Consider the following 26,798-nt stretch of genomic DNA (forward strand, 5'->3'; position numbering starts at 1 on the left):
GATTTTGGCCTGCACTTGTCCTTCCCGCGCAGGCCACCGTCATTCCCGCGAAGGCGGGAATCCAGTCTTTCCCGCGACCTGCCCTCCGAAGCTTCACCGAAAAACGAAAACGGGCAGCATCGAATAGCCCCGCCCGCAAGGGCGGGGAAAAAGAAAAACGAAGCGCCATTCCCTTTCCCCCGGGCTGGCGCCCGGGGCTATTTCGCGTGCAGGAATTAGCTGCGGACTTTCGCCCGGGGCTATTTTTCTCAACGAGATTTCGCGCAAATTGACAGAATAGATTTTGGCCTGCACTTGTCCTTCCCGCGAAGGCCACCGTCATTCCCGCGAAGGCGGGAATCCAGTCTTTCCCGCGACCTGCCCTCCGAAGCTTTCAGCGAAGGAGGAAGGCGGGAATCCAGCGGCCGGAAAAATCCGAAATCCGAATCTCGAAATCCGAAACAATTAACTCCAAATTGCGCAGATTTCACAGATTCGAAAAAAAGCAAAGGCAGAGAGCAAAGGAATTTACAGGATAACTGCTCACTGATAACTGATAACTGATAACTGGCTGCTGGCCGCTGGACGCCGGATGCTGATTTAAAGCTGTTTCTTCAGCAGGCTCACTTTCTGGTGGGCCAGGCGCGTCGGCTCCGGCAGGCGGTATCGCCGGCAGCAGGCCAGCACAAATCCAACCGCCTCCTCCAGAACCGCCCGATGCCCGACGGAAACAAACAGCGGTTTTATGCCCCTGCGAGTCCGCACCACAGCCCCCGCGGTTTGACCATCCACCCACAGCGGGCTCCAGCAACCCTTTTCTGTTTTGGGTTCTTCATACACTCCGCACAGGCGGCTTTTGGCACACCCGATGGCCGGAGCATCCAGACACAGCCCCAGATGCGAGGCCAGCCCAAGCCGTCGGGGATGAGCAACACCCTGTCCATCGATAAGAAACACATCCGGCCGGTTTTTGAGTTTTTCAGCGGCCTTCAGACAGACCGGCGCTTCGCGAAACGAAAGAAGACCCGGCACATACGGAAAACGCACTCTGTCCCGGGCCTCTGCAACCTCCAGCACCTCCAGCTGCGGAAACGACAGCACCACCATCACCGCCGCAATCTGCAGCCCATCCGCGCTGAAAGCACAATCCAGGCCGGCAACCGTTCGGATGGATTTAGGAAGCGGGCAAAACTGTACCTGACCGGCCAGTCGGCTCTGAATCAATGCGGCCTCTTTCGGGCTGACCTGCCACGAATGTAAGTGTTTGATTTGCACAGCGTTATTGCATCCTGCAAAAAACTCCTCCGGCTATTGTACACGGCCGCTTTTTTCGGTACAATGGTAGGTTTGGCGTATTCTCTTTAAATGGAGATAAGAGAACATCAACCTCAAAACAGGTTTGACAACAATGAATGATTCGCAGAAATACATCCGCATCCGCGGTGCGGCTGAACATAACCTCAAAAACATCAACGTCGATATTCCCCGCGACAAACTGGTTGTCATTACCGGCCTGAGCGGTTCGGGAAAAAGTTCGCTGGCCTTCGACACCATCTACGCAGAAGGCCAGCGCAAATACGTCGAATCCCTCAGCGCCTACGCCCGCCAGTTCCTCGAACAGATGCAGAAGCCCCACGTCGAGCACATCGAGGGGCTGCCCCCCACCATTGCCATCGAACAGCGAAGCGCCTCCAGCAATCCCCGCTCGACCGTGGCGACCACGACGGAAATCTACGACTACTGCCGCCTCCTGTTTGCCCGCATCGGACAGCCCCACTGCTGGAAATGCGGCCGGCCGATTCAGTCGCAGCACGCCACCCAAATTGTCGATTCCATCCTGTCTCTGCCGGAGAATACCCGCATTCAGATTTGCGCCCCGATTGTTCGCGGACAAAAAGGAGAACACCGGGACATCTTCGCCCAGATTCAGCGGGACGGTTTTGTCCGGGCCCGGGTGGACGGCGTCATCTATGACATCAAAAACATCCCCAAACTGGACAAGAACAAAAAACACGACATCGCCGCTGTTGTGGACCGGCTGATTCTAAAAGACAACATCCGCATCCGGCTGGCCGACTCCATCGAAACCGCCCTGAAAATCGGAGACGGGCTCGTGCTGGTGATGGTGCAGACGCCCGAAGAGAAAAAAGACAACGGCGGCGACGGCCAGTGGCGCGACGTCCTCTACAGCGAAAAATTCGCCTGCCCCGAACATCCGGAGGCCTCTCTGCCGGAACTGAGCCCCCGTCTGTTCAGTTTCAACAGTCCCTACGGCGCCTGTCCGGCCTGCGACGGACTGGGAACCATCCTCGAGTTTGACCCGGACCTCATCGTGCCGGATAAAAGCGTCTCGCTCGAAAACGGCGCCGTCGAGGCCTGGCGCAAGGGCGGCAAACGGATGAACATTTACTACAATCGGCTCATCAACCGCTTCTGCCGCCAGTTCGGCATCAGCAAAAGCGAGCCCTACAGCAATCTGCCCGCGCCGATTCGGCAGATTCTCCTGTACGGAACCACCCCTGAAGACGAGGCCCAATACGGAATGGCCTTCGAAGGCGTCATTCCCAATCTCCGCAGACGCTGGGAAAACACCACCAGCGAATACGTCAAGGCCCGCCTGCACGGCTATCTGTCCGAAACGCCCTGTCAGGCCTGCAAAGGAACACGGCTGCGTCCGGAGGCCTCCGCCGTCACCATCTGCGGCAAAAACATCAGCCAAATCACCGAAATGACCGTGCAGGCCGCCCAGAAGTTTTTTTCTGAACTGCCGCTGAACCCCGAACAGGCCGTCATCGCCGAACAGCCCCTGAAGGAAATCCGCGCCCGGCTCCAATTCCTGATTGATGTCGGGTTGGGCTATCTGACGTTAGACCGCACCAGCCGCACGCTCTCCGGCGGCGAAGCCCAGCGGATTCGCCTGGCCACGCAGGTCGGCAGCGGGCTGGTCGGCTGCTGCTATGTCCTCGATGAACCGACCATCGGCCTGCACCGGCGCGACAACGACCGGCTCCTGAATATCCTCAAACGCCTGCGCGACATCGGCAACACCGTGCTGGTCGTCGAACACGATGAAGAGGTCATCCGCCAGGCCGACTACATTATCGACATCGGGCCGGCCGCCGGAAGCCACGGCGGCGAAGTCGTGGTCGCCGGCTCGCTGGAAGACGTCTGCCGATGCCCGCAGTCCATCACCGGCCAGTACCTCAGCGGCGCCAAACGCATCGAAATGCCCCCGCGCCGGCACAAAGTCAAAATGTCTTACTGCATCGAAGTCCGCGGAGCCGCCGAACACAATCTGAAAAATATCGACGTCAAATTTCCGCTGGGTGTGCTCACCTGCGTGACCGGCGTTTCCGGCTCCGGCAAAAGCACCCTGATTACCGAAATCCTCCTAAAGGGGCTCAAACGCCGGCTCTACGGCTCCCGCGAAAAACCGGGCAAACACAAAAACATCCTCGGCATCGCCAATATCGACAAGGTCATCGAAATTGACCAAACCCCGATTGGACGCACGCCCCGCAGCAACCCGGCTACTTACACAGGCGTGTTCGATTTAATCCGCCAGCTGTTTGCGATGACCCGCGAGGCCCGCATTCGCGGCTACAAACCCGGCCGCTTCAGCTTCAACGTCAAAGGCGGACGCTGCGAATTCTGTCAGGGCCAGGGGACCCGCCGGATTGAAATGCACTTCCTGCCGGATGTGTACGTCACCTGTCAGGAATGCAAGGGAAAACGCTACAATCCCGAAACCCTCCAGATTACCTACAAAGGCAAGAACATTGCCGATGTTCTGGATATGCGGATTGATGAATCCCGGCAGTTTTTTGCCAATTTCCCCAAGATTCTCCGGCTTATCAAGGCCCTGTGCGATGTCGGGCTGGGGTATATGACCCTCGGGCAGTCTTCGACCACGATGTCCGGCGGCGAAGCCCAGCGGGTCAAGCTGGCTGCCGAACTGGGAAAACCCGGCACCGGACATACCCTTTATATCCTCGACGAACCCACCACCGGTCTGCATTTTGCCGACATTGACAACCTGATGACCGTGCTGCGGCGTCTGACCGATATGGGCAATACCGTCATCGTCATTGAACACAACCTGGATGTCATCAAAATGGCCGACTATATCATCGATTTAGGCCCCGAAGGCGGTGAGGAAGGCGGACGTGTCATCGCCGCCGGAACTCCGGAAAAAATTATTGAAAACAACCACTCCTACACCGCCCGATACCTGCGGGAGAAACTGGCCGAAGAAGGTATAGGAAAGTGAAAATGTTCTCTTCAAAACAGCCATATCCGACCCATATTCCCTGTTTTGTCGGATAAAGACAGGACCTTTTCTTGACGGGATTCGTATATTTTGAGATACTGATTGGTTTATGGGTAAACGTGTTGCGATTTTAGGTTCGACCGGCTCCATCGGCCAGAATGCCCTGCAGGTGCTGGGGGCACTGGGACCGGAGTACGAAGTAGCTGCGCTGACCGCCCACAGCCGAATTGACCTTCTGGCCGAGCAGGTCCGCCGCTTTCAGCCCAAAATCGCCGCCGTCACCCATCCGGATTTTTCGTCCGGACACAGCCCGTCTCTGAACGGCTTCCGTGGAAAACTTCTCTTCGGGCCCGAAGCCCTTACCGAAATTGCCTCGCGGGACGACATCGATATTATCCTCTGTGCCGTGGTCGGGGCGGCGGGACTGCCGGCCCTGCTGGCCGCCGCCCAAACAGGAAAACGCCTGGCGATTGCCAACAAAGAGCCGCTGGTGATAGCCGGCGAACTGCTCACCCGCCAGGCCGCCGCCGGCGGCGCCGAAATCCTGCCGATTGACAGCGAACATTCCGCCGTCTTCCAGGCCCTTCAGGCGGGACGGCCGGAGGAAGTCCGCCGGATTGTCCTGACCGCCTCGGGCGGGCCCTTCCTGCGCAGCCGGCCGGAAGACATCGAGCAGGCAACCGCCGCCCAGGCCCTGGCGCATCCGACCTGGCGGATGGGACCCAAAATTACCGTCGATTCGGCCACGATGGTCAACAAGGCCCTGGAGGTCATGGAGGCCCGATGGCTGTTCGGTCTGCCCGTGGACAAAATTGATGTGCTGATTCATCCGGAATCGGTCGTCCATTCCATGGTGGAATTTATCGACGGCTCCGTAATCGCCCAGATGGGCACGCCGGATATGAAAACTCCGATTCAGTACGCCCTCACCTATCCGCACCGAAGGCCGGGGCTTTCGAAAGGCCTCCAGCTGGAAACGCTCGGCCGCCTCACCTTTGAGGCACCGGACCTGAACCGATTTCGAGCTCTGGCAATCGGCTACGAGGCGGCCCGGATGGGCGGCTCGGCACCGGTGGTTTTCAACGCCGCCAATGAAGAAGCCGTCGCCGCTTTTCTCGAAGGCAGAATCCGCTTCGGCAGAATTATCGAACTGATTGAACAGTGTCTTCAGAATCATTCCGTCCAGACCTGTCTGTCCCTGGAGGCCCTCCTCGAAATCGACCGCTGGGCCCGACAGGAGGTTCATCGGAATCTTGAACCCAGAACCATACTGACTTCTCAAAAGGAAAAATGAGAATGACTGACCAACCGCTTTCTATTCCTGAACCGTCCGATTCGGCTGCACCCGCCCCTTCCGGAGAGACGAAGGGGTCTCCGCAGCCGCCGCAAAGCCGTCTAAGCAAGCTGCTGGACCTGGCTGCGGCGCTGGCTCTTGTAGCCGCCGTCATCGCCTTTATCCTGCGTGCCCCCGGCATCGCCGGCACGACGGCCCTGGTCCTGCTCGGGTTCGGCGGCGTCATTTTCGTCCACGAATTAGGCCATTTTCTGGTTGCCAAACTCGGCGGCATCAAAGTCGAGGCCTTTTCCATCGGGTTTCCGCCGACGGTTCTTTCAATACGGAAACTCAAAAAAGGATTTCGCGTACGTCTCTTTCCCCGAAAAAACAGCGAAGAGGTTCTGCAGGAAGGCGACTCTGAAACGGAATACTGGCTGGGCCTGATTCCCTTCGGCGGCTTTGTCAAGATGCTCGGTCAGTCCGACTCCGGAACAGCGGAAAAAACCGATGACCCGCGCTCCTTTGCCAACCGCCCCATCTGGATCCGCATTTGCGTGGTAGCCGCCGGCGTCCTTTTCAATGTTCTCAGCGCTGTGATTCTTTTTATGGGTCTGTACCTGCACGGTCTTGACCAGCAGCCTGCTGTTGTCGGAGGGGTTGTCCCCAATTCCCCCGCTGAAGCCGCCGGATTCAGACCGGGAGACCGCATCATTGCCATCAACGGCAAATCCTTTGTGGATGATTTTGTCGATTTTTCAATGATTTCGCTGGCCGCCGCTTTGGGCCCCAAAGGTGAAACAACCACCTTCACCGTGCGCCATCCGGACGGCCGAGTCGAACGGCTCAAAGCCGTATCGGAATTCGCCGCCGCCGACACACAGGGATTACGGCAATTCGGGATTGAACCGGCCACGACCCTCGAGATTCCCGACTGGAACGACCCGGGGTATCTCCAACAGCTGGCCGAAACAGGACTGAAGCCCGGCGATATGATTCTGGCCGTGGACGGCAGGAGCGTTAAAACCTCCTGGGAACTCAAAGAAGCCATCCGACGCTCCGTCAAGCCCGAAGTGAACCTCACGGTCCAACGAAAAGGCGCCAAACCCGGCGAACCGCTAACCACCGTCGCCATTCCCCTCGAACCGAAAATCCTCTATCCGAATTTCCGCAAAGAGCATGACCTGGCCAACTTTTATTCGCTTGTCCCGCGACTGCAGGTCAATCAGGTTTTTGAACAGTCCGTCTCGGAAGGCATTGTAAAGCGGTTCCGCCGCTGGTTCTCCGCCGCCGTTCTTCGCAGACCGACGCAAGTCAGCCCCCTTCCGAATCCGTTCAAATCGGGAGACATTCTGGTCCAAATTGCCGACATTCCCTTCCCTGCCTTCACGGAATACAGGCAGGCCGTCGAGAATCACAAAGACAAAACTCTTTCGGTCAAGGTGCTTCGAACTGACTCGGACGGACAAAGCCGGCTGGTGGACCTTGCCGTTCAGCCCTCGATTCAGCCGGGGACCAAAAACCGGCTGTGGCTGGGCATCTCACTGCGGTTTGATATGAACAATCCGGTCGTAGCCCAGAGCATCGACACCGTCTCCGTGGATGCCCTGCCGATTCCGCGCGGGGCTCGAATTGAACGTGTGGACGGACAGCCGGTGAAAAACTTCTATGACATCGCGGAGATTTTTCGCCGCAACACCGGACAGCAAATCGGTATCGATTATCGGCTTTCAGAGACCGAGGCCGGCTCCGCCGCTCTCCTGATTCCGAACATTGAAGGCCTGATGCACGTCTGGAGTGAGACGACTCGTCCGATTCCGCTGACGCTGCTGGAAGAAACGGTCAAAACCTCCAACCCCGCCAAAGCCGTGGCCATGGGCGCCAAAAAAACCTGGTATTTCATCGCCACGACCTATCTGACGCTCAAAGGATTGTTCACACGCGACGTGCCGACCTCCGCCCTGAGCGGCCCCGTCGGCATTCTGTCCATCAGTTATCAGGTCGCCCAGGAATCCTTCATCAAATTCCTTTACTTTATGGGCCTCATCAGTGCCTGCATCGCCGTGATGAATCTGCTGCCGATTCCCGTGGTGGACGGGGGCGTCATTCTCTTTCTGCTGATTGAAAAAATCAAAGGCAGCCCCATCCCCGAAAAAATCCAGGCCGGGATAACTTATGCCGGTGTGGTCTTTCTGCTGGCCGTCTTTTTGTGGATTACCTACAACGACATTCATCGAATCTTTTTTGGTTCCTGATGCCGAATGGTCGAACGAAACGCCAGCCCGGAGCCGAACCAGCCGTCGGAGCAGACAGCCGCTCGGAGCGTTCCGGCCCCTGTCGGCGGCATCAGCGTCATCATTCCGGCTTACAATGCCGAAACAGTGATTCGGCGGGCGATTGACAGCGTTTTGGCTCAAACCCTCCCGCCCTGCGAGATTATCGTCGTGGATGACGGCTCCGCCGACGGCACCCGTCAAGCCGTTCAATCCTACGGCGGCCGCATCCGGTATATCCGTCAGGACAATCAGGGCGCCAGCGCCGCCCGCAATGCGGGAATTCAGGCGGCTTCAGGCGAATGGATTGCCTTCCTCGATGCCGATGATGAATGGCTGCCCGACCGACTGGCCCTTCAGGTCCGGCTGCTTCAGCACTATCCTTTTCTCAACTGGGTCACGGGCAATTTCTACCGCTGCCGATGCCGGCGCGGACATCGCCAAACACCCGATTTGCCGCGGTCTCGTCAAGAGGCCCTGTTGAATGTCCTGAACGGTCGGCCCTTTTTCGACAGCTACTTTTCCGCTCATCAGCACAGCGCCATGGGCTGCACGGACACCATGCTGATTCGGCGGGACCTTTTGCAGAAGGCCGGGCTGTTTCTGGTCGGCCAAAAACGAATTAACGATGTGGACCTGTGGCTGCGGATTGCCTATCTCCGCCAGCCGCTCGGATATGTCTTCGAACCGCTGGCGGTCTATCATCTGGACACAGAAGGAAGCATCCTGAAGGCCCATCGTCAGCCGGACCATATAGACCTCTTTCTCCGGCGGCATTTTGAACTGGCCGAGCAGGCCGGAATGCTTGAAGCGTTTCGCCCCTGTGCGGCGGCCATGCTCGGCTGGTGGTTGGGACAGCGCCTCCGGGAAGGCGACGGAAAGCAGGTCCGGTTCCTCCTGAACAAATATCGGAGTCTCTTTTCCGCTTCTTCTTACCGCAAACTGTACCTCTCCTCCTTTTGCCCACGGACGGCGGCGCTGTATAATCACTGGAAGGAATCTTGGAAAAAACGTCGGGAGAATCAGGCCGAATGAAGCCGGTGGATGTGGTCATTCCGCTTTACAACAAGGAAGGAACGATTCTTCGGGCCGTCCGCTCCGTCCAGCAGCAGACCTATCCGCACTGGCGGCTGATTGTCATTGACGACGGCTCGACCGACGAAGGACCTCAGCGGGTTCTGCAGCTGAACGATTCCCGAATCCTTCTGATTCACCAGGCCAATCAGGGCCCCGGCGCCGCCCGCAATCGGGGCATTGAAGCGGCTCAGGCCCCGTACATCGCTTTTCTGGACGCCGACGACCAGTGGTACCCCGACTATCTGCAAAACGGAATTGCAGCCCTCGAAAACCAGCCGGCGGCCTCTTTTGCAGGCACGATGTACGAAGAATGGCCGCGGCGGATTGAAATGACCGGTTACTGGCTCCGCCGAGGCGTCAAACCCGGACTCTATCAGCTCACCGGCCGTGAGCCCGCCCCGCTGGCCGAGGCCCTGATGATGTTTTTCCACGTGGGCACCACCATTCTTCGCACCGACATCGCCCGCAAGTACGGCGGCTTCTACACGGAAAACAAATGCACCTTCGGCGAAGATACCGTCTTTCTTGCCCGGCTGGTTTTTAATGAACCCTTCCTGATTCTTCCCTCCGTCTCCGTACGGCACAACCGGCAGGACAGCGCCCTGTCCAATGATATATCTCGGGCCGTCGCCCCGATTCTTTGGAATCCCTCCCTGCTGCTGGACTGGTGCCCTCCGGAGAAAAAGAAGCTGGCGGAGGATGTGCTTTGTTATCTGGCGCTGCGCACCGCCCATCATCAGGCCCGAAACGGATTTCGAAAAACCGCCGCAGACCTGCTGGAGCGCTTCCCGAATGCCCGGCAGTTCAAGGGCCTCTATCAGCTCTGCCGAGTCCAGATTGCCTTCAGCCCGCTGCTGAAATACTGGGTGCTTTTCAAGCGGTTCGGCGGATTGTATATTCGACCGCCGATTCAGCGCTTCTGGCGGAAGCTGACGGGAAAACCGATTCGAGACCCGGAACAAACCCGGGAGCCCTTATGAATATCAGTGTCATCATTCCGGCTTACAACAATGAGCAGCATTTGAGCCGAGCGATTCACAGTGTGCTGGCTCAGAGCCGTCCGGCCGATGAAATCATTGTGGTGGATGACGGCTCAACCGACCGAACGGCAGAGGTGGCCGCTGCCTTCGGAGACAAAATCCGCTGTATCCGTCAGGACAATCGAGGCCCCGGTGCGGCACGCAATGCCGGCATTCAGGCGGCATCGGGCGAATGGATTGCCTTTCTGGACGCTGATGACGAATGGCTGCCGGATAAACTGGCCCTGCAGACCGAACAGCTGCAAAAGCATCCCCAGCTGCAATGGACCTGCGGCAACTACATCGAATGCCTTTGTCAGGACGGACGCCGGGCCCCCGCCCTCCCGGAACAGCGGATTCTTGCCGTCCTAAACGGCGGACAAATCAGCCCCGATTATCTGAAAACCTACCCCAAAGACCTCACCGGCCACACAGATACGATGCTCATTCGCCGGTCGGTTCTTCAGGAGGCGGGCGGCTTTTCGGATCTGCGGCGGTTTGAAGACCTCGACCTGTGGCTCCGCATCGCCTACAGACATCCGCAAATCGGCTATACGGCTCGTCCGCTGGCCATTCACCACCTCGAAGCGGGCCGGCATACGTCCGTCATCTATCCCGCCGCAGATGCAGCCCGGCTCCTGATTCAGCGGCATCTGGAAACGGCCGCCCGGATGAATCGGCTGGATGCCTTTCGTCCGCTGGCAGTTTTTCTCCTCCGCAGGTGGATGCGGGGAATGCTGTTTGAGCCGGCAAACGCCTCTCAGATTCGGACCCTGCTGAAGGATTTTTCCGACCTGCTGCCAATCGGCGTCCGCCTGCAATATACCCTGCTGACCGTCTTTCCTTCTCTGACCGCCGTCGGCTGCCGCAGTCTTTCCTTTGTTGTCCGCAAGATGGGACTTCGCCGACGGGTTGTCCGCAAACCGCCGCCTCTATCCGGATAAACCGCTATGACCGCTCAATCCCCCATCCAAATCGCTGCCCTGACCGGCGGACTGGAAACCGCCTCCACCCGCTTTCGCGTCCGCCAGTACATCCAGCCCCTGAGCCGATTCGGCATCACCGTCACGGAATACATCCCCCGCTGGGGAGAAAGCTGCGGCCTGCCCAGTCCATTTAAGATGGCCGCCCGAATCCCCGCCCTGTTCCAATCCCGCCGGGCCGACCTCATCTGGCTCAGCCGGGAGCTGGTGCAGGGCTATGCCACCTTTGAGCGGCTTCTGAAGCGTCCCCGCATTCTCGATGTGGACGATGCGATTTGGCTTCGCCCGCCGCTGGGCCGCCTCGGTCAGCCCTGGGTCGCCCGCGGGATGGATGCCGTCATTGCCGGCAACGATTACCTGGCCGACTACTACAGCCGCTACTGCCGAAGCATTTTCGTTGTTCCGACCGGAATCGACACCCGGCGGTTTACACCGAAGCCGGCTTCCGACGAATCCCCCGAGCCGTTTGTCATCGGCTGGACGGGTCTGCGCTCCAACTACAAATACCTGCGCCCCATTGAGCCGATTCTCCGGCGATTTCTGGATGCACACCCGGACAGCCGCCTGATGCTGATTTCCAATGCACCCTGGAAATCCGACCTGATTGCACCCGAACGGATTGACTTTCATTTCTGGAACCCCGTGGACGAAAGCCGCCTGCTTCACCGCATGACGGTCGGCCTGATGCCCCTTCCGGATGACCCCTGGACGCGAGGCAAATGCAGTTTCAAAATGCTTCAGTACATGGCGGCGGGTCTGCCCGCCGTGGTCTCTCCCGTCGGAATGAACCGCCAGGTCCTCGAAAAAGGGGATGTCGGCTTGGCCCCCCAAACCCCGGACGAATGGTACGACGCCCTCGAAGTCCTCTATCAGAATCCCTCCCTTCGGCAGGCCATGGGCCGGGCCGGTCGACGGGTTGTGGAACAATTCTTCTCCACTGAAATTCTCACCGAACGTCTGGCGGAAATCTTCCGTCTTGTCCTCGGAAGCGGCAAAACTCCGCCGCATCATTGAGCGGCCGTCCTGCCGCCGGCACCCGCGGCAAGGGTCCGCAGAATCTTCTTGTACTGTTCGGCCAGCTCCGAAATGTTGTGATGCCGCCGAACATACCCCAGCCCGTTTTGCCCGATTTCCAGATAGCGCTGCCGCTCCAGCAAAAAGGCAAGCCCTTTGACCAGCCGCTCCATCGACCCGCCGCAGGCCAGACCGCACTGGCGGCTTGTCAGAAACTGGTCCGGATTGACCTGCCAGGACAAAATAGCGGTGCCGGCCGCCGCCGCCTGAATGAACGTATTCGGAAAGCCCTCGGCATCCGAGGTATTCACGAAAACCTTGGCGCCGGCAAAAAAACGCCCCAGTTCAAAAAAATCGACATCCGGATAGAACCGCAGGTTGGGTGTCGATTCGGCCTGCCGGCGCAGCGCTTCATACTCCGTATCACCGGTGGCCGGCCGGCACACCATCACAAACGATTCCTGCGGAAAATGCCGGGCCAGCTCCACAAACCGCTCCGGATGCTTGAAATCCGCCGAACGGCCGACCCACAGGATAAAGGCCTTCTGCTGTTCGGCCGGCTCCGTCAGACGCTGTCCGTTCGGCATCACAACAGACTCGGCGCCCGCCGCCTTTCGGAGCTGCTCCTGGTCCTGGCGATTCTGAACAAACACACAGTCGGCCCTGCGCAGCACCCGGTAAAACAGACGCCCCAACACCGGATGCTCGGCCCGATAGGTTCCGTCACATTCGTACTGATGGGCCGTTCGGTACAGAAACCGCCGTCCGTGCACACGGCAGAAAGCATACACCAGCGGCACACCCGGCGAGGCCGTTTCGAGCATATAAAACTGCGCATCGGCTTTCTTGAGAGTCCGCCACAGCCGCCAGGCCGAACAGACCGGATTGCGGCGAAAATCCAAACCGGTCAAAAGCCGCACATTCTCCCGTACCTGCTCGGCGGGCTGCCCGTAATCCGCACAAATAAACGAAACCGAAAAAGCAGGGTCCTTGGCCAGCTCCGTCGCCAGCATATACAAATCCACTTCCGCCCCGCCGTAATAGGTCTTGACCGACGGGTCAAAGAGACCGTAGGCCTTCGGACAGACAAAACAAATGGACAGATTCGCTTCTTCGGTTTTCACAAACGCCTTTCCCGACTGCCGCCGTCGGACCGGCGGCACAGCCGTTCAAAAAGTTCCAGATATTTTCGAGCAATCCCCGGCCAGGAAAACTCCGCCGCCCGCTGCCGCGCCTTCTGCGAAAGACTCTGCCGAAGCGGCTCATCGGCCGTCAGCTTCATCAGGGCCGCCCGCAGTCCCTCCGCATCCCGGGGCCTGACATAAACAGCCGCCTCGCCGGCCGCCTCCGGACAGCCCCCCGCATCCGAGGTAATCACCGCACAGCCCGCCGACATCGCCTCCAGCAGCACCGTCGGAAAGTTCTCCGCCTCCGAAGGAAAAACAAAGATCGAGCTGGACGCATACAAGTCCTGAAAACGCTTCTCCTGCCGGTCCAGCCATCCGTGAAAATAAATCGGAGTTTTGGACCCTTCGGCCAGGGCCCGCAGGGTCGGCAGATACGGGCCGTCTCCGACGATGTGCACCGGCCAGCCCAGCGCTGTGTTTTTCACCGCTTCAATCAAATATTGAATGCCCTTGCCGGGCAGCAGACGGCAGCAGGCAAGAATCTGCGCCTTCTTGGGCCCCGGCGGCCCGAAAAATCCGCTGTCAATCCCGTTCGGAATCACCTGCACATCGACCTCCGGACAGTGCCGCTGCAGAAGATGCCGAAGCGAACCGCTGGGGCTGACCAGCTGATCAGCCCGCCGCACAATCCGGCGCCAAAACGGATGCAGAATCTGATGGGCCCAACGGAACCGGTCGGGATTGTGTCCAGGCACATCGCTTCCGTGGGCGGTTATCACCAGCGGACAGCCGGTCTTTTTTTTCACCCAAACCCCCAGCGGGCCGGTCGGAAAAATAAAATGCGTATGAATCACATCATAGCGATTTGCGCCGAGCAGCCGACGAATGGTCGGACGAGCCCCGACCAGATACGAAGCCATCTCCGGAATCCGGCACAAATCCGGTCGGCGGCGAAAGGCCGGAACCCGATAAACCCTCACGCCGTCGATTTCGTCCAAAACCGGCAAATCCCCAAACCGCATCGTCACCACATCCGTGCTGTGGCCCAGCCGCACAAACTGACGGCACAGCTCCAGCGTCACCGGAGCGGCGCCGCCGCCGATAGGAGGAAATTCATAATTTAACGTCAGGATATTCATTCCGTCCGCCGGCTCTCCTGCAGCACTACTCTTTCGTTTTTCGCTCCAGCAGCACATGACTGTAGGGCGAAGAAACCTCCTGCACAATCCGGTAGTGCGTCATCACATAGTCCCGCAGGGGCTTCATCGCATCAAACCGCCGGGCCTCCTCCGCCCCGAACTGCCTTTCGAGAAACGCCCGCCAGGATTGTTCATACGTGCCGAGAACCGTCGGGTCCGACGGGACAAATGCCGGCATCTGTCCGGCCTGTCGGCTTGGCATCACCGGCCACAGCTCCAGCGGCGGCCGGTCAAACGGAAAATGCCGCTTGCGGCTGTCCACCAGAAAGGCCGGCGGCTGCTTCTCAAAGCATTCGATCAGATGCAGAACAAACCCGGCCAGACGCTCCGGCGGCAGAATATGCATCCCCTGCTCAAACGCACTGGGCGTCGGGGCCAGCCGCTGCGCCCGCACATAAATTCCCGGATACCACCCCCAGACATAGATGCGGTCCTGCGGACTCGAATGCGTTCGAATGTAGTCGCCGATTTTTTCCCACAGCCCGATTTGTTGCGGCTCCTGAAAGGCCTGCACATAGCCGCGCTGGCGTATCGGCTGCCCCGTCCGGGGGTCCTGATAGGGCTGCCCGGAATAGGGGCTCTTCGAATAGCCGAACACCAGCGGCCAGACCATCGCCGTCATTCCCAGCCCGGCCGCCGCCGCTCCTATCCAATAGACAAGACGAAACGTGCTTTGCCGCATCCGGCGAACATACAGCCACACAGCATACGCCCCTGTCATCGCCCCGGAGGCACACAGCGGCAGATAATACTGTTCATACGAATGCGGACTAATCCACACAAACGCCGTATCCAGCAGCCACCAGAGCCCCAGCAGCCAGATGATTCGCTCCGGAAGCGGAACCGGCCGCACCTTGCGGAGTTTCACAAGAAACCGAACCAGGGCCGCCCCCAGCGAAACCAGCGCTGCGGCTATCGGCAGACCCACAGAGGCATAATAGCGCAGGACAATCGGCGTCTGCCGGGAAAGAGGAAACACCCGCCGGCTGTCAACCACATACGGCACATCGGCCCCGACGGAGCGAATAATCGAACGAATCTGCCCGGACACCCAGTACCAGCTGTCCAAAGAAATCTTCACAAAAGCAAGATTCAGCAGATACGAACGCACATCATTCGGCTCGCTGCCGTCGGCCTGATAAACCAGAACCGAACCAACCGCCGCCGCAGCTGTTATAGCAATAAGACCCGCCGCCCAAACGAACGGACGCACCCGACGGAACAGCTCAGCCGCCCGCGGCAATACAGAGGTCCGCCGAATCCCCCAAACCGCCAGAACCGCCGCATCCGCCAACACAACCGTTCGCAAAACCAGCACAGGAAAACTGTTCCACAGCCAGCCCGCCTGACGCTGCCAGAAGAAAAACAGCGCCAGCGGAAGAAGGCCCGCCGCCGTCCCCGCCAGCAGCAGCCCCAGTTCCTGCTGAAAACGGCGAAATCCGATTTTCCCCCACAATGCCCTCCCCAGAAAGTAAACCGCAAAGGCCGCATCGACCGACAGCCCCGTTGCCTTAAAATAATACGGCCAAATCAGTGCCGCTCCCGTCAGAACCAGCCAGACTTTCCGGCCGGTCTGCTCATAAAAAATCCACAGGCACACCGACAGCACCATCATCGCAATCATATACTGCTCTTTGGTGTTGCCGAATTTGGCCAGATGCGGGGAGGACAAATAAGCGGCCGCCGCCGTCACGGAAAAAATCGCCGCCGTCGTCCCGTACAGCAAACGCACCGCCCAAAACATCGCCGTCAGGGCCAGCCCCTGCAGCAGGGTCTGAATAACCTGCGGACCGGTTTCATTGAACCCGAAACAGGCAACCCCCAGAACATTGACCAGCAGCGTGCCGGGCTGAGCGGACGGGACTTCATCGACCCCCAGCCGTCCTCCCTGCAGAAGGTGAGCCGCTGAATAGACATACGCCCCGCTGTCAAAGGGGTCATCCTGACGAAATTCGAGATACTTGCCCGCCGCAAAAAACAAAACCGCCGGCAGCAGTCCTGCCGCGAGCGAAACAAAATACAGCCCTTTTCCGCCTGTTTTTGCTCCGGCAGCCGCAGCCGCCGTTTTCCTCCGCCGTTCGGCCCGCATCGCCTTTACCCCTTGACCTCTTGGGCGGACCCCGTCGGCTCCAGAATCCGTTCAATCACATAGGTCGGGCGGTCCTGCGATTCATGATAGGTCCGCACCAGAATCTCCGCCAAAAGCCCCATCAGAACAAACTGAACCGCCGTCGTCATCAGAATCAGCGAAACAATCAGCAGCGGATTGCGGTTCATCGAATACTGCTGCACCAGCTTCATATACAGCACCACCGCACCGCAGACAAACGAGCCGAGCAGACAAATCATTCCCAGACCCCCGAACACGTAAATCGGCTTGGTGGAAAAAGAAGACAGAAATTTAATCGTAATCAAATCCAGCAGAACCTTGAAGATTCGGTTCAGGCCGTACTTGGTCTTTCCGTGCAGCCGCGGCCGGTGATTGACGACAATCTCGGCAACCTTTTCGCCGCTCCAGCGGGCCAGAGCGGGAATGAACCGATGCATCTCGCCATAGAGGCGAATGTGTTTGAGCGATTCCGCCCGATAGGCCTTCAGCGTGCAGCCGTAATCATGCAGCCGCACCCCTGTAATCCGTCCGATGAGCCCATTGGCGATCCGGCTCGGCAGCGTCCGCGTAACCGTATTGTCCTTGCGCTCTTTCCGCCAGCCGGAGACAATGTCATAGCCCTCATTCAGCTTGCTGAGCAGACGCGGAATATCCGCCGGGTCATTCTGCCCGTCGGCATCCATCGGAATAATCACCCGTCCCCGCGCATACGTAAAGCCGGCACTCAGCGCCGCTGTCTGGCCGAAATTGCGCCGAAATCGGATAATCCGCAGATGGGGCTGCGTTTTCTGAATCTCCTGGAGGATTTCAAAACTCCGGTCGGTGCTTCCGTCATCGACGGCCAAAATCTCATAGGTCAGCCCCAGTCCGGAAAGAACGGCAGCCAGCTCCCGATGGAGAGATTCCAGATTCGGTTCCTCATTATAAACCGGAATCACAATCGACAAATCCAACGTGCGCTCTTCCATATCGGGCCGATTATACCTGTTCCGCATTTGGGAAACCAGTGTTTTTGCCGTCTATTGTTTCCTGGCTTTATCGGCTTTTTGCAGCGCCGGATTTGCTTTTTGCCGGTCAAGGCTGTATTTTAGAGATATTCAACCTGAACGAAAAATCGCGATGTCCGATAAAACATGTCAACGATGGCTGTTTTGGTTTGCTGCACCGGCTTTGTGCCTGGCCGTCGGGTGCGGTCAGCCCGGAGGGCCGCGAAGCCGGCTGGGCTCGTTTTTCGGAGCACCGGGGGGAATCTATTTTCCGGAGCCGGACCAGCTCGGCAAACACAATTATCAGTCCCCACGCAGGGAAAAGGTCGGAATGGTTTATACCTGCCGGGGCGGCTTTATTGACATCGGACATGTTCGGGAGGCCTCCGACCGAACTTTATATTTACAGCGACTGCTCTACGAAGCCATAATGGACGAAAAAACGCAGGTTTCCTATCGCGTGATTGAACCGTCCCGCTATACCGCCCTCATTGCCTATCCGCCCGGCTGGCATACCTTTTCTGAAGAAAAGAAAAAGGCCCTTGCCTTTGAAGCATCCGTGCGAATGGCGCAAACCTTCACGCACTGGAGCCTGGTCTGGCACGAAATCCTTACCTGGTTCGGGTTTGCCTCCAGCGGAATTTTCTCCGAACACATCTCCGCCTTCTCGTGGGAGGACACGTACTCCGACCTGCTCGGCATTTCTCTGGCCGGGCACGTGATTCGTTCGAAACAATCCTACAACAAAGGAATGACCGAAGCGCTCCAGCGTGCCCTGGCCCATCTGGAGGTCCAGCCCGCCTCTGTCGCCAGAGAAGCGGCCCGTCAGATTGAAGGCAAATGGTACAGCGGCGGATTCTATTTCTTCGTAGAAATGAAAAAACGAAATTTTGCCACCGGGCTCGGCTTTCGACCCGTCGTCCCGCTGCTGGTGCCCGGAATCTGCCCGGATGCCATCCCTTCGCCTCTGCCGGCCCCGTTGCTGCCCTCTCCGACACCGGAAGGATTTGAGGCCGACCTGCTGATTTATCCGGTGGAAACTGAACGATGGAAAATCTACCGCATCTTAAATCTTGAGCCCGAGATGCCTATCCGGCCGGCTCTGCACTTCCCGCCGCTTCTGGAGGAAATCCGAAGCCAGGCCCAGCCCCGTTCCAGCCTCACCTGTCGAAAATCCGCCTCCGGATAAATGAACGGCTCAAAACTGTGCTTCCCTGCCTGCCCAAATCCCCTATATTCACCTTTTAATCTATGACAATCCTATACTGCACTATAAGATTATCATATACTTTTGTTTCCAATTAACAACTGATAAATAACAGAGTATGTCTGGAATGGCCGCCGTGCACTGCAGAAAATTGATTTTCTTGAGTTAAAAAACTCTGCGTTTCCGTCCTAATTTTTTTCAGGAAGCTGCACCGGCGGCGGCAGGTGTTTTGGAAACCTTCTCATCCGCCGGGGCCCCTTTGCCCCGAAAGACAATCACTTTGGTGGGGCACTTTTGACGGGCCGTTTCCGTCGCCTCACTGGGCTGATAGCGGGCATAATCCATCCGGGCCAGATTGTCCTTGACCGCAAACAAATCGCTTTGACGGGCACAAAGCCCGCACCCGATGCAGCCGACGGCACACATCGACCGCGTCGTCTTGCCGTTCTCCCGGCTGCTGCAGGCCACCGTGAGCATCGGCTCGTGCGTGAAAGGCACCATCTCAATCAAACCGCGCGGACAGCCCGCCACGCAGGCCCCGCAGCCGGTGCACTTGTCATAATCCACCACCGCCAGGCCGTTGACAATATGAAGGGCGTCAAAGCGGCACCGCTGGACACAGTCGCCGAAGCCCAGACATCCGAACGCACAGGCCTGCACATTCGGCTGGGCATTCGCACTGGTGCATCCCTCGATGCCTCGGTAGGCGGCATAAAACGTCTTGTCCTCCCGAACCGCCCGGCAGTGCACAATCGGACGCTTCGGAGCACTCCCCTCAGAAATCTGAAGATTCAGTACCGCCGCAATCTTCGCCGAGGTCGCCGCCCCGCCCGGCGAGCAGCGCCCGATCAGCGACGCATCGGCCGCCACGGCTTTGGCATAAGAGGCACAGCCCGCAAAGCCGCACGCCCCGCAGTCCACCTTCGGAAGCACCGCGTGAATCTGCTCAACCTTCGGGTCCGTCGCCACCTTCAGTTTGATGCTGGCCGCCAGCAGCACAGCGGCAAACACAACCCCCAGCCCCGCCAGCAGCAGGGCCGACAGCCCAATCACCTGCATTCCCGTTGCAGCTATCATACATTCGTTCCTGTCATTTCCAAACCATCCGCCGGCGGCCGACGCCTTACCGAATCATTCCGGCAAATCCCATAAACGCCAGCGTCAGCAGCCCCGCCGTAATCAGCGTAATCGGCGCCCCCCGAAGCACCGGCGGCACATCCGCCAGCTCCAGATTCTCCCGGATTCCCGCCATCATGCAGATGGCCAGCGTAAAGCCCAACCCCGCTCCGATGCTGAGCACCACCGCCTCCGGCAGATTGTCAATCCCCCACAAATTGATAAACAGACACATGCCCAGAATCGCACAGTTGGTCGTAATCAGCGGCAGAAAAATCCCGAAACTGTCATACAGCACCGGAAAGAACTTCCGCACATACATCTCCACCAGCTGCACGGCCCCGGCAATCACCAGAATAAAGCACACATACCGCAGCACATCCAGCCCGTACGGCATCAGCACCAGATGGTCAATCAGCCACGTGAGCGTCCCCGCCAGCGTCACCACAAAGGTCACCGCACAGCCCATCCCGAACGCCATATCAATCCGCCCGGAAACCCCCAGATACGGACAAATCCCCAGAAACTTCGTAAAGACCAGATTGTTGACAATCACAATCCCCAGAAAACCGAGCAGCAGGGTTTCAAAGGTATGCATCAGAACACTCCCTTCATTCAGGCCCGTTTTTCGGTCAGGAGTTTCACGCCGCCCAGCATCAGTCCCAGCGTCAGAAACGCCCCGACGGGCATCGCCATTCCCGCCATACGAAACAGCGGCACCTCCGGCAGAGTCAGCAGGGTCACTTTGTGCCCGAACTCAAAAACAATCTGTCCGGTCGCCAGCAGCTCCCGAATCAGCGCCAGGATGGTCAGGGCGCCGGTAAATCCCAGCCCCATCCCGACGGCATCGGCCAGACTGACCAGCAGCCCGTTCTTGCTGGCACAGGCCTCCGCCCGGCAGATAATGATGCAGTTGACGATAATCAGCGGAATATACGGCCCCAGTTTGGCGCTCATCGCCGGCTGATAGGCCTTCAAAAACAAATCCGCAATCGTCACAAACGTCGCTATCGTCAGTGTAAACATCAGAATCCGAAGATGCGGCTTGAGCAGATTGCGCATCAGACTGACCACCAGATTGGACCCGATCAGCACAAAAATCACGCTGGCCCCCATCGTCAGGGCCGCCTGCACGCTGGTTGTCACCGCCAGCGTCGGACACATCCCCAGCAGCAGCCGCAGCACCGGGTTTTCCTGCCACAGCCCCGCCAGAAACGTCCGAGTCAAATGGGTCTGATTGTCCGCCATGCTTAGTTCCTCAGCAAACCCTGTTCCTGCAGCGCCGTCCGCACCGCCGAGACATACCGGTTCAGAATATCCACCACCGCCTGGCTGGTCACCGTCGCTCCGCTGATGGCCACAATTTCGCTGTCAATCCGCTCGGCATCGCCGGTCTTGACCAGCGTCAATGTCTGGGCCGGGGCTCCGACAAACTGTTTCTGATAAAACCCGCCGGGAATCGTGATTTTATCCCCGAAGCCGGGCGTCTCATTGCTGCTGAGCACCCCGAAGCCCGCCAGCTTCTCAAAACCGGCATCCGCCGCCACCACCAGTTTAATCTTGTCGGCAAACCCCGACCCTTCGCACACAAACGCCCAGCCGACGCGCCGCCCCGAATCATCCACGGCCCGGTAGACTTCCACCTGAACCGTCTTGCCTTTGCCCGCATCGACAGGAATCTTGGATTCAATCGGCTCAAACCGTTTCGCCTCCGGGAGCATCCCGCCGGCCAGACGCGTAAACTTTTCCACCTCGTTGCGGGCGATTCGCGGGGCCCAGGCGGTATCGGCTATCGCCAGCAGCACACCGAAAATCAGCGACGAAACCAGCAGCAGCCAGCTTTGTTCCCAAAAAAATCGCAGTTTAGACACGGGGCTTGCCTCCCACCGGCGCCGTATGACAGAGCCGGTCAATCAGGGGCGTGAAGGCATTCATAATCAGAACGGCATACATCACGCCCTCCGGATACTCTCCTGCCGTGCGAATCAGCATAATCAAAAGTCCGACGCCCGCCCCGAAAATCCATTTGCCTCGAACGGAAAGCGGAGCCGTCACCGGGTCCGTTGCGATAAAGAAGGCCCCCAGCATCAGCCCGCCGCCGAACAGATGAAAATCGGGCCGGACAAACACCTCGGGCTTAAACAGCCAGCCGACCCCGGCAAAAATCCCCGCCGACAGCAGCACCGCCAGCGGAATATGATACGTAATCGTCCGGCGAACCAGCAGATACAGGCCGCCCAGCAGCAGCGCCGCCGCGGAGGTTTCCCCGATGCAGCCGCCCACCTGGCCCCAGAACGCCGCCTTCAGCTGACTGTGCACCTGTTCGGCCTTTGCCTGTCCCTTCAGCGCCATCTTGCTCCAGGCCAGCGGGGTCGCCTGCGTGACAGCCTCTACATTCGACGCCTGCACCGTCGGCATCGCCGCATCCAGCGTGGCCGGCACCGTCCAGGTCGTCATCGCCGCCCCGAACGAAGCCGTCAGAAAGGCCCGCGCCGCCATCGCCGGGTTAAATACGTTATTTCCCAGCCCCCCAAAGAGCATCTTGACAATCACAATGGCAAACACGCTGCCGATGACCGCCACGCTCAGCGGCACCGCCGGCGGCAGCGACAGCGCCAAAATCACCCCGGTGACCGCCGCACTCAAATCCCCCAGCGAATTCGGCCTGCGGCGCAGGCGATTGCAGACCCATTCGCTCAGCAGACAAACCGCCACACAAACTGCTATCACAAGCACGGCGTGAAGCCGGAAAAACACCGCCGCCGCCAGCATCGCCGGCACCAGTCCAATCAGCACGTCCGCCATGACACGGCGGGTGGTCAGATTCTGACTCGTATGCGGAGCCGGTGAAACAATAATTTGGCTTAACATGGCTTTCTGGTTCCCGTTTCTATCCCAGCCGCTTCTTTTCCCGGGCCTTCAGCAGTTTGCCCGTTTTGATATACCCCGACAGTTCAATATGCGCCGGACAGACATAACTGCAGCTGCCGCATTCGATGCAGGCGCTCAGATAATACTGCTCGGCCCGGTCCATCCGGAAATGCTTGACGGCATGCGCAATCCGGGTCGGATTGAGTCCTTCCGGACAAACCATCAGACATCGGCCGCAGCGAATACACGCCGTCTGCTGACGGACATACTGGGCCTCCGTCACATCCTCCCGCGTCAGCACCGTCAGCGCCCCGCAGGTTTTGGTCAGAGGCGTGCTCATATCCGCAATCGCAAAGCCCATCATCGGCCCGCCCAAAACCACCTTGGCCGCCCGCTCCGTCAGGCCCCCGCAGTGCGCCAGCAGGTCCTGTACGCTCATCCCAATCGGCACATAATAATTGCCCGGACGCGCAACCGCCCGTCCCGTCACCGTTACCACCCGGTGCGTCAGCGGCTTTTGAAAAACCACCGCCTCGGCAATCGCTGCACAGGTCGCCACATTCAGCACGCACACCCCGATTTGCGGCGGAATCCCGCCGGTGGGAACCTGCTTGTCCAGAACGGCCCGAATCAGCTGCCGTTCCCCGCCCTGCGGATATTTGGTCTTCAGCACAACAATCTGAATATCTTCCGAACATCGGCAGCGCGACAAGACCTGCTCAAAGGCCTTCACCGCTTCCGGCTTGTTGTCCTCAATCCCAATCCGGACCGTCTGACAGCCGGCGGCGCGGGCCGCCAGGCGAATCCCCGCCAGAATCTGCCGGGTCCACTCGAGCATAATCCGGTAATCGCAGGTGATATACGGTTCGCACTCGCAGCCGTTGATAATCAGCGTATGCTTGGGCATCGCCGGATTCGGCTCGACCTTAACGCGGGTCGGAAAACCGGCCCCGCCCATCCCCACCAGCCCCGCTTCCTGAATCGCATTGCAAATCTGCTCCGGTGAAAAGGAGCCGGGGTCAAACTCCTCCCCAAACCGTTCCGGCTGCGGCTGCCGCGGCGGGTTGTCCTCCGGGTTGACCTCCAGATATACCGCCATCGTCCGCCCGATAACCGGATGCGAGGCCAGCGCAATGTCCTTCACCACGCCGTTGACCGGCGAATGAATCGGCGCCGAGACATATGCATCCGAACGGCCGATCGGCTCTCCGAACGCAACAGCCTGCTTCTTTTGAACCAGCGGCTTGCACGGCGCTCCGATGTGCTGAACCAGCGGCAGAACAAGCTGACGCGGTGTCGGAACCGCCTCAATCGGACAGGACTCCGTATAATGCTTATTCTCCAGCGGATGAACTCCGCCCTTAAATGTCTTTTTCCCCGTGAAATTCATCTTGTTTTTTCCCGGAACCGATGCAGCGTTTTGTCCAGCTCGGAACGGCCAGCCGAACCGCCGCCGCCGTCAAAATCCCGAAAACCGCCGACAGCAGAAAAACCGCCGCCGTACGAAGCGGCGGGTCCTCGATTTGACCTTTCATCCAGATGTCCAGCCCCGCCGCAGAAACCGCAAAAACAATTAGCGGAGCCAAAAAAATCAAAATGGACTTCCAAACAACCGACGGCCCCTTTGCCTTCCCGAGGGCTTCATAAACAGATTGGCAGTCTCTTTGCAAACCGCAGCGGCGGCACGCTTCATCCATCGCTGTATCTTTCCGAAAATACTATAAAGGATTCTTATATACCCTTGTCCACTGCCTGCCGCAAGAAAAAATTTCAGCCCGCCGAACCCCGCCGGAACCTACCACAAACCGTCCGGCTTGAATCCGCCGACCTCCAGAATCCGCGAAGGAGATTCCGGCATTCCCGTTTTGGACGACAGATACGCCGCCTCCAGAACCGCCATCGTCCGCAAATCCGTCTCCGGCGGCGGAAACAGCAGCCGCTGGGGATTTTCCAGATGCCCCAGATACATCTCCCAGAATCCCCGCGCCCACGCCGACGGCTCTGCACAAATCCGCCGCCGCTCCAGAACCCGACCGTCATGCCCGCAAACCGTCAGCTGCTCACGCTCCAGTGTAACAAAACGCTCCTTCCCGCATACCCGCAGATACTCCGCAGGCGGTCCGAGCGTGCGGCTGGCCGAAATCTCCGCAATCAGCGAATCCGAAAACCGCATCACCGCCGCCGCCGTATCCTCCGTGGTGCTCAGCCGCTGCTGACGGTCCGGCGCCTGACTGCACCGCTGCATATACACCTGCTGCGGCAGGCCGAAATGAAGCAGCAGACAGTCCAGTAGCCAGTAGGTATTCTGAATCAGAACGCCCCCGCCGGCCAGCGACGGGTCAAACCGCCATCGGTCCTGCGGCTCCGAAAGGTCCTGCGGCACCCGGCAGACCAGGGAAATCAAATGCCAGTAATTAACATCCTCCCGATCGGCGGCCTCTCCGAAAATCTGCAGCAGCGGATGAAACCGCTGCGGTTCAATAACCACAAAATGCCGTCCCTGTCGGTACGCCGTTCGAATCCACTCGGAGGCCTGTTCAAACGAAAGTCCGGCCGGAGCCGTCTTAAACACTGTACACTGCTTTTCAATCGCCAGCGAAATCCATTCCGCACACTGGTACGTAGGCCCCCCCGCCAGAAAAATCTTCGGTCCCGTCTGAACCAGCATCCGCCGGACATCATCATACGCCGTGCATTCAAACCGCCGCGCCGCCGCCCCTGCCCGTTCCGGGTCCAAATCCGCTACACCGCACACCGCAAAACTGTCCTTCAGCGCAAAGGCACACTCCAGCAGCGTCTCTATCTCCTTCGTCAGACCGAACGCAGCGATTTTCAGCGGACGTTCATTCATCGGCTCTGTCCCATGTTCCTGCGGCCTTCCCTGCCTTCCGGAGTCCCGATTCGGTCAGACCCGCAAATTTATACAAAGACTTCGGGCACTGGAAACTGCCGGCACAAATCCCGGACTTCTCGCCCGACTTTTTCAATCACCGACTCGTTGTCCAGATTTTCCGCCACGGTCTTAATCCACAGCGCAATCTGGTCCATCTGCTCTTCTTTCATTCCGCGCGTGGTCGTCGCCGGCGTCCCCAGACGCAGGCCGCTCGGATTGAACGGCGGCGCCGTATCCCCCGGCACGGAATTGTAATTGCACTCAATATGGGCCCGGTCCAGGGCCTTGGCCAGCGGCTTGCCCGCCAGACCTTTGTTCCGCAAATCAATCAGAATCAAATGATTATCCGTGCCGCCGGACACCAGGTTAAATCCGTACTCCAGCAGCCGTTCGGCCAGCCGTTTGGCGTTTTTAACGATTTGCCGGGCGTATTCCTGAAACGAAGGCAGCGCCGCCTCTTTCAGAGCCACCGCCACAGCGGAAATGGTATGCATATGCGGTCCGCCCTGCAGACCGGGAAAGACCGACTTGTTGACCGCCGCCGCATGCTGCTGTTTGAACAGTATCATCCCGCCGCGAGGGCCCCGAAGCGTCTTGTGCGTCGTGGTTGTCACCACATCCGCATACGGAATCGGGCTCATATGAACCCCTCCGGCCACCAGACCGGCAATATGAGCCATATCACAGATGTGATAGGCCCCGACCGCCTTGGCTATCCGGTCAAACTGAGCAAAATCAATCTGACGCGGATACGCACTCGAGCCGGAAATCAGAATCTTCGGACGATGCTCCCTGGCCAGCTGTTCAATCCGGTCATAATCCAGCCGTCCGGTGGCCGGGTCCAGCTCATACTGAACCGACTTGAAAAACTTGCCCGTATAACTGACCTTCCAGCCGTGCGTCAGATGCCCGCCGTGCGGCAGCGCCAGCCCCATAATCGTATCGCCCGGTTCCGCCAGCGCCCCGTAGGCCGCCAGATTCGCCTCCGAACCGGAATGCGGCTGGACATTCGCCCCTTCGGCCCCGAACAGCTCCATCGCACGCCGACAGGCCAGCATCTCAATCTGGTCTGTAAACTGCTGACCTTCATAATACCGCTTGGTCGGATACCCCTCCGAATATTTATTGGTCAGACAGCTGCCGGTGGCCTCTCGAACTGCCTTGGAGACATAATTTTCCGAAGGAATCAGCCGAATCGAACCGGCCTGCCGGGCTTCTTCCCCGCATATCAGTTCGTAAATCTGATGATCCGTTCGTTCCAATGATGAACCCATTCTCAAACTCCAAATGAAATATCCGTTTTTTTAGAAAAGGGTTTTATACCACATCCGCAACCCCTCGACAAGCCGGAACTTCTTGACAAAATGCCCCCGCCGCGGCTACCATACAAAAAAACAGAAA

General features: G+C 58.7%; 23 protein-coding genes. 9 read left to right on the forward strand and 14 right to left on the reverse strand.

The genetic code is table 11. The annotated features are described in order from the left end of the window. Positions 1-272, forward strand: a 272-nt coding sequence (locus tag WHS88_08915; GenBank protein ID MEJ5260295.1) for a hypothetical protein, incomplete at its 5' end; no start/stop codon positions are given. 307 nt (positions 273-579) lie between these two features. On the opposite strand, the gene nfi is transcribed toward WHS88_08915, so the two are convergent. Then, on the reverse strand, positions 580-1,254 hold the full coding sequence (gene nfi, locus WHS88_08920; GenBank protein MEJ5260296.1) for a deoxyribonuclease V: 675 nt from the start codon (positions 1,252-1,254) through the stop codon (positions 580-582). 133 nt (positions 1,255-1,387) lie between these two features. On the opposite strand from nfi, the gene uvrA reads away from it, so the two are divergent. The 7 genes from uvrA (at position 1,388) to WHS88_08955 (ending at position 11,888) form a co-directional block, all read left to right on the forward strand. After that, positions 1,388-4,249, forward strand: coding sequence for an excinuclease ABC subunit UvrA (gene uvrA, locus WHS88_08925; GenBank protein ID MEJ5260297.1), 2,862 nt, complete (start codon positions 1,388-1,390; stop codon positions 4,247-4,249). Positions 4,250-4,358: 109 nt separating this feature from the next. After that, positions 4,359-5,543 (forward strand): 1-deoxy-D-xylulose-5-phosphate reductoisomerase, encoded by a 1,185-nt coding sequence (locus WHS88_08930; GenBank protein ID MEJ5260298.1) that lies wholly within the window; start codon positions 4,359-4,361, stop codon positions 5,541-5,543. A gap of 2 nt (positions 5,544-5,545) precedes the next feature. After that, the gene (locus tag WHS88_08935; protein ID MEJ5260299.1) at positions 5,546-7,777 is read left to right on the forward strand and encodes a site-2 protease family protein; all 2,232 of its coding nucleotides are present in this window, start codon (positions 5,546-5,548) and stop codon (positions 7,775-7,777) included. A 6-nt stretch (positions 7,778-7,783) separates the two neighbouring features. Then, on the forward strand, positions 7,784-8,830 hold the full coding sequence (locus tag WHS88_08940) for a glycosyltransferase family 2 protein (protein MEJ5260300.1): 1,047 nt from the start codon (positions 7,784-7,786) through the stop codon (positions 8,828-8,830). After that, positions 8,827-9,852, forward strand: a complete 1,026-nt coding sequence (locus tag WHS88_08945) for a glycosyltransferase family 2 protein (protein MEJ5260301.1) — start codon at positions 8,827-8,829, stop codon at positions 9,850-9,852. The genes WHS88_08940 and WHS88_08945 overlap by 4 nt, the downstream gene beginning before the upstream one ends. Then, a complete protein-coding gene (locus tag WHS88_08950) occupies positions 9,849-10,835 on the forward strand; it encodes a glycosyltransferase family A protein (protein ID MEJ5260302.1) in 987 nt (328 codons plus the stop codon). Before WHS88_08945 ends, WHS88_08950 begins: the two co-directional genes overlap by 4 nt. Before the next feature lie 6 nt (positions 10,836-10,841). Then, a complete protein-coding gene (locus WHS88_08955; protein ID MEJ5260303.1) occupies positions 10,842-11,888 on the forward strand; it encodes a glycosyltransferase family 4 protein in 1,047 nt (348 codons plus the stop codon). Here WHS88_08955 and WHS88_08960 read toward each other — a convergent pair. From WHS88_08960 to WHS88_08975, 4 genes are read right to left on the reverse strand one after another with little or no spacing between them, the layout of a single operon-like run. Continuing rightward, positions 11,882-13,012, reverse strand: a complete 1,131-nt coding sequence (locus WHS88_08960; protein ID MEJ5260304.1) for a glycosyltransferase family 4 protein — start codon at positions 13,010-13,012, stop codon at positions 11,882-11,884. The genes WHS88_08955 and WHS88_08960 overlap by 7 nt on opposite strands. Then, positions 13,009-14,154 (reverse strand): glycosyltransferase family 4 protein, encoded by a 1,146-nt coding sequence (locus WHS88_08965; protein MEJ5260305.1) that lies wholly within the window; start codon positions 14,152-14,154, stop codon positions 13,009-13,011. Before WHS88_08965 ends, WHS88_08960 begins: the two co-directional genes overlap by 4 nt. A gap of 25 nt (positions 14,155-14,179) precedes the next feature. Beyond that, entirely contained in the window at positions 14,180-16,303 is a 2,124-nt protein-coding gene (locus WHS88_08970; GenBank protein ID MEJ5260306.1) for a hypothetical protein, read from the reverse strand. Positions 16,304-16,308: 5 nt separating this feature from the next. Continuing rightward, positions 16,309-17,292, reverse strand: a complete 984-nt coding sequence (locus WHS88_08975; GenBank protein MEJ5260307.1) for a glycosyltransferase family 2 protein — start codon at positions 17,290-17,292, stop codon at positions 16,309-16,311. 151 nt (positions 17,293-17,443) lie between these two features. Between WHS88_08975 and WHS88_08980 the strand changes: the two genes are divergently transcribed. Continuing rightward, positions 17,444-18,499 (forward strand): DUF4056 domain-containing protein, encoded by a 1,056-nt coding sequence (locus tag WHS88_08980; protein ID MEJ5260308.1) that lies wholly within the window; start codon positions 17,444-17,446, stop codon positions 18,497-18,499. 216 nt (positions 18,500-18,715) lie between these two features. On the opposite strand, the gene WHS88_08985 is transcribed toward WHS88_08980, so the two are convergent. From WHS88_08985 to glyA, 9 genes are all read right to left on the reverse strand, one after another. Next, the gene (locus tag WHS88_08985; GenBank protein ID MEJ5260309.1) at positions 18,716-19,594 is read right to left on the reverse strand and encodes an RnfABCDGE type electron transport complex subunit B; all 879 of its coding nucleotides are present in this window, start codon (positions 19,592-19,594) and stop codon (positions 18,716-18,718) included. A gap of 46 nt (positions 19,595-19,640) precedes the next feature. Further along, on the reverse strand, positions 19,641-20,231 hold the full coding sequence (locus tag WHS88_08990) for an RnfABCDGE type electron transport complex subunit A (protein MEJ5260310.1): 591 nt from the start codon (positions 20,229-20,231) through the stop codon (positions 19,641-19,643). A gap of 17 nt (positions 20,232-20,248) precedes the next feature. Continuing rightward, complete coding sequence (gene rsxE / locus WHS88_08995) at positions 20,249-20,881, reverse strand: electron transport complex subunit RsxE (GenBank protein ID MEJ5260311.1); 633 nt, start codon at positions 20,879-20,881, stop codon at positions 20,249-20,251. Between the two features lie 2 nt (positions 20,882-20,883). Continuing rightward, positions 20,884-21,504 carry an FMN-binding protein gene (locus WHS88_09000; GenBank protein ID MEJ5260312.1) on the reverse strand — a complete coding sequence of 207 codons (621 nt, stop codon included), beginning with the start codon at positions 21,502-21,504 and terminating at the stop codon, positions 20,884-20,886. Continuing rightward, positions 21,497-22,504, reverse strand: coding sequence for an RnfABCDGE type electron transport complex subunit D (locus WHS88_09005; GenBank protein MEJ5260313.1), 1,008 nt, complete (start codon positions 22,502-22,504; stop codon positions 21,497-21,499). Before WHS88_09005 ends, WHS88_09000 begins: the two co-directional genes overlap by 8 nt. A 19-nt stretch (positions 22,505-22,523) precedes the next feature. Beyond that, complete coding sequence (gene rsxC / locus WHS88_09010) at positions 22,524-23,894, reverse strand: electron transport complex subunit RsxC (GenBank protein MEJ5260314.1); 1,371 nt, start codon at positions 23,892-23,894, stop codon at positions 22,524-22,526. Beyond that, positions 23,866-24,201, reverse strand: a complete 336-nt coding sequence (locus tag WHS88_09015; protein ID MEJ5260315.1) for a hypothetical protein — start codon at positions 24,199-24,201, stop codon at positions 23,866-23,868. Before WHS88_09015 ends, rsxC begins: the two co-directional genes overlap by 29 nt. A gap of 98 nt (positions 24,202-24,299) precedes the next feature. Continuing rightward, on the reverse strand, positions 24,300-25,355 hold the full coding sequence (locus WHS88_09020) for a Gfo/Idh/MocA family oxidoreductase (GenBank protein MEJ5260316.1): 1,056 nt from the start codon (positions 25,353-25,355) through the stop codon (positions 24,300-24,302). 68 nt (positions 25,356-25,423) lie between these two features. Continuing rightward, a complete protein-coding gene (glyA, locus tag WHS88_09025; protein MEJ5260317.1) occupies positions 25,424-26,671 on the reverse strand; it encodes a serine hydroxymethyltransferase in 1,248 nt (415 codons plus the stop codon). Positions 26,672-26,798 lie beyond the last annotated feature (127 nt).

Source organism: Anaerohalosphaeraceae bacterium, from assembly GCA_037479115.1.
Classification (GTDB): Bacteria; Planctomycetota; Phycisphaerae; order Sedimentisphaerales; family Anaerohalosphaeraceae; genus JAHDQI01.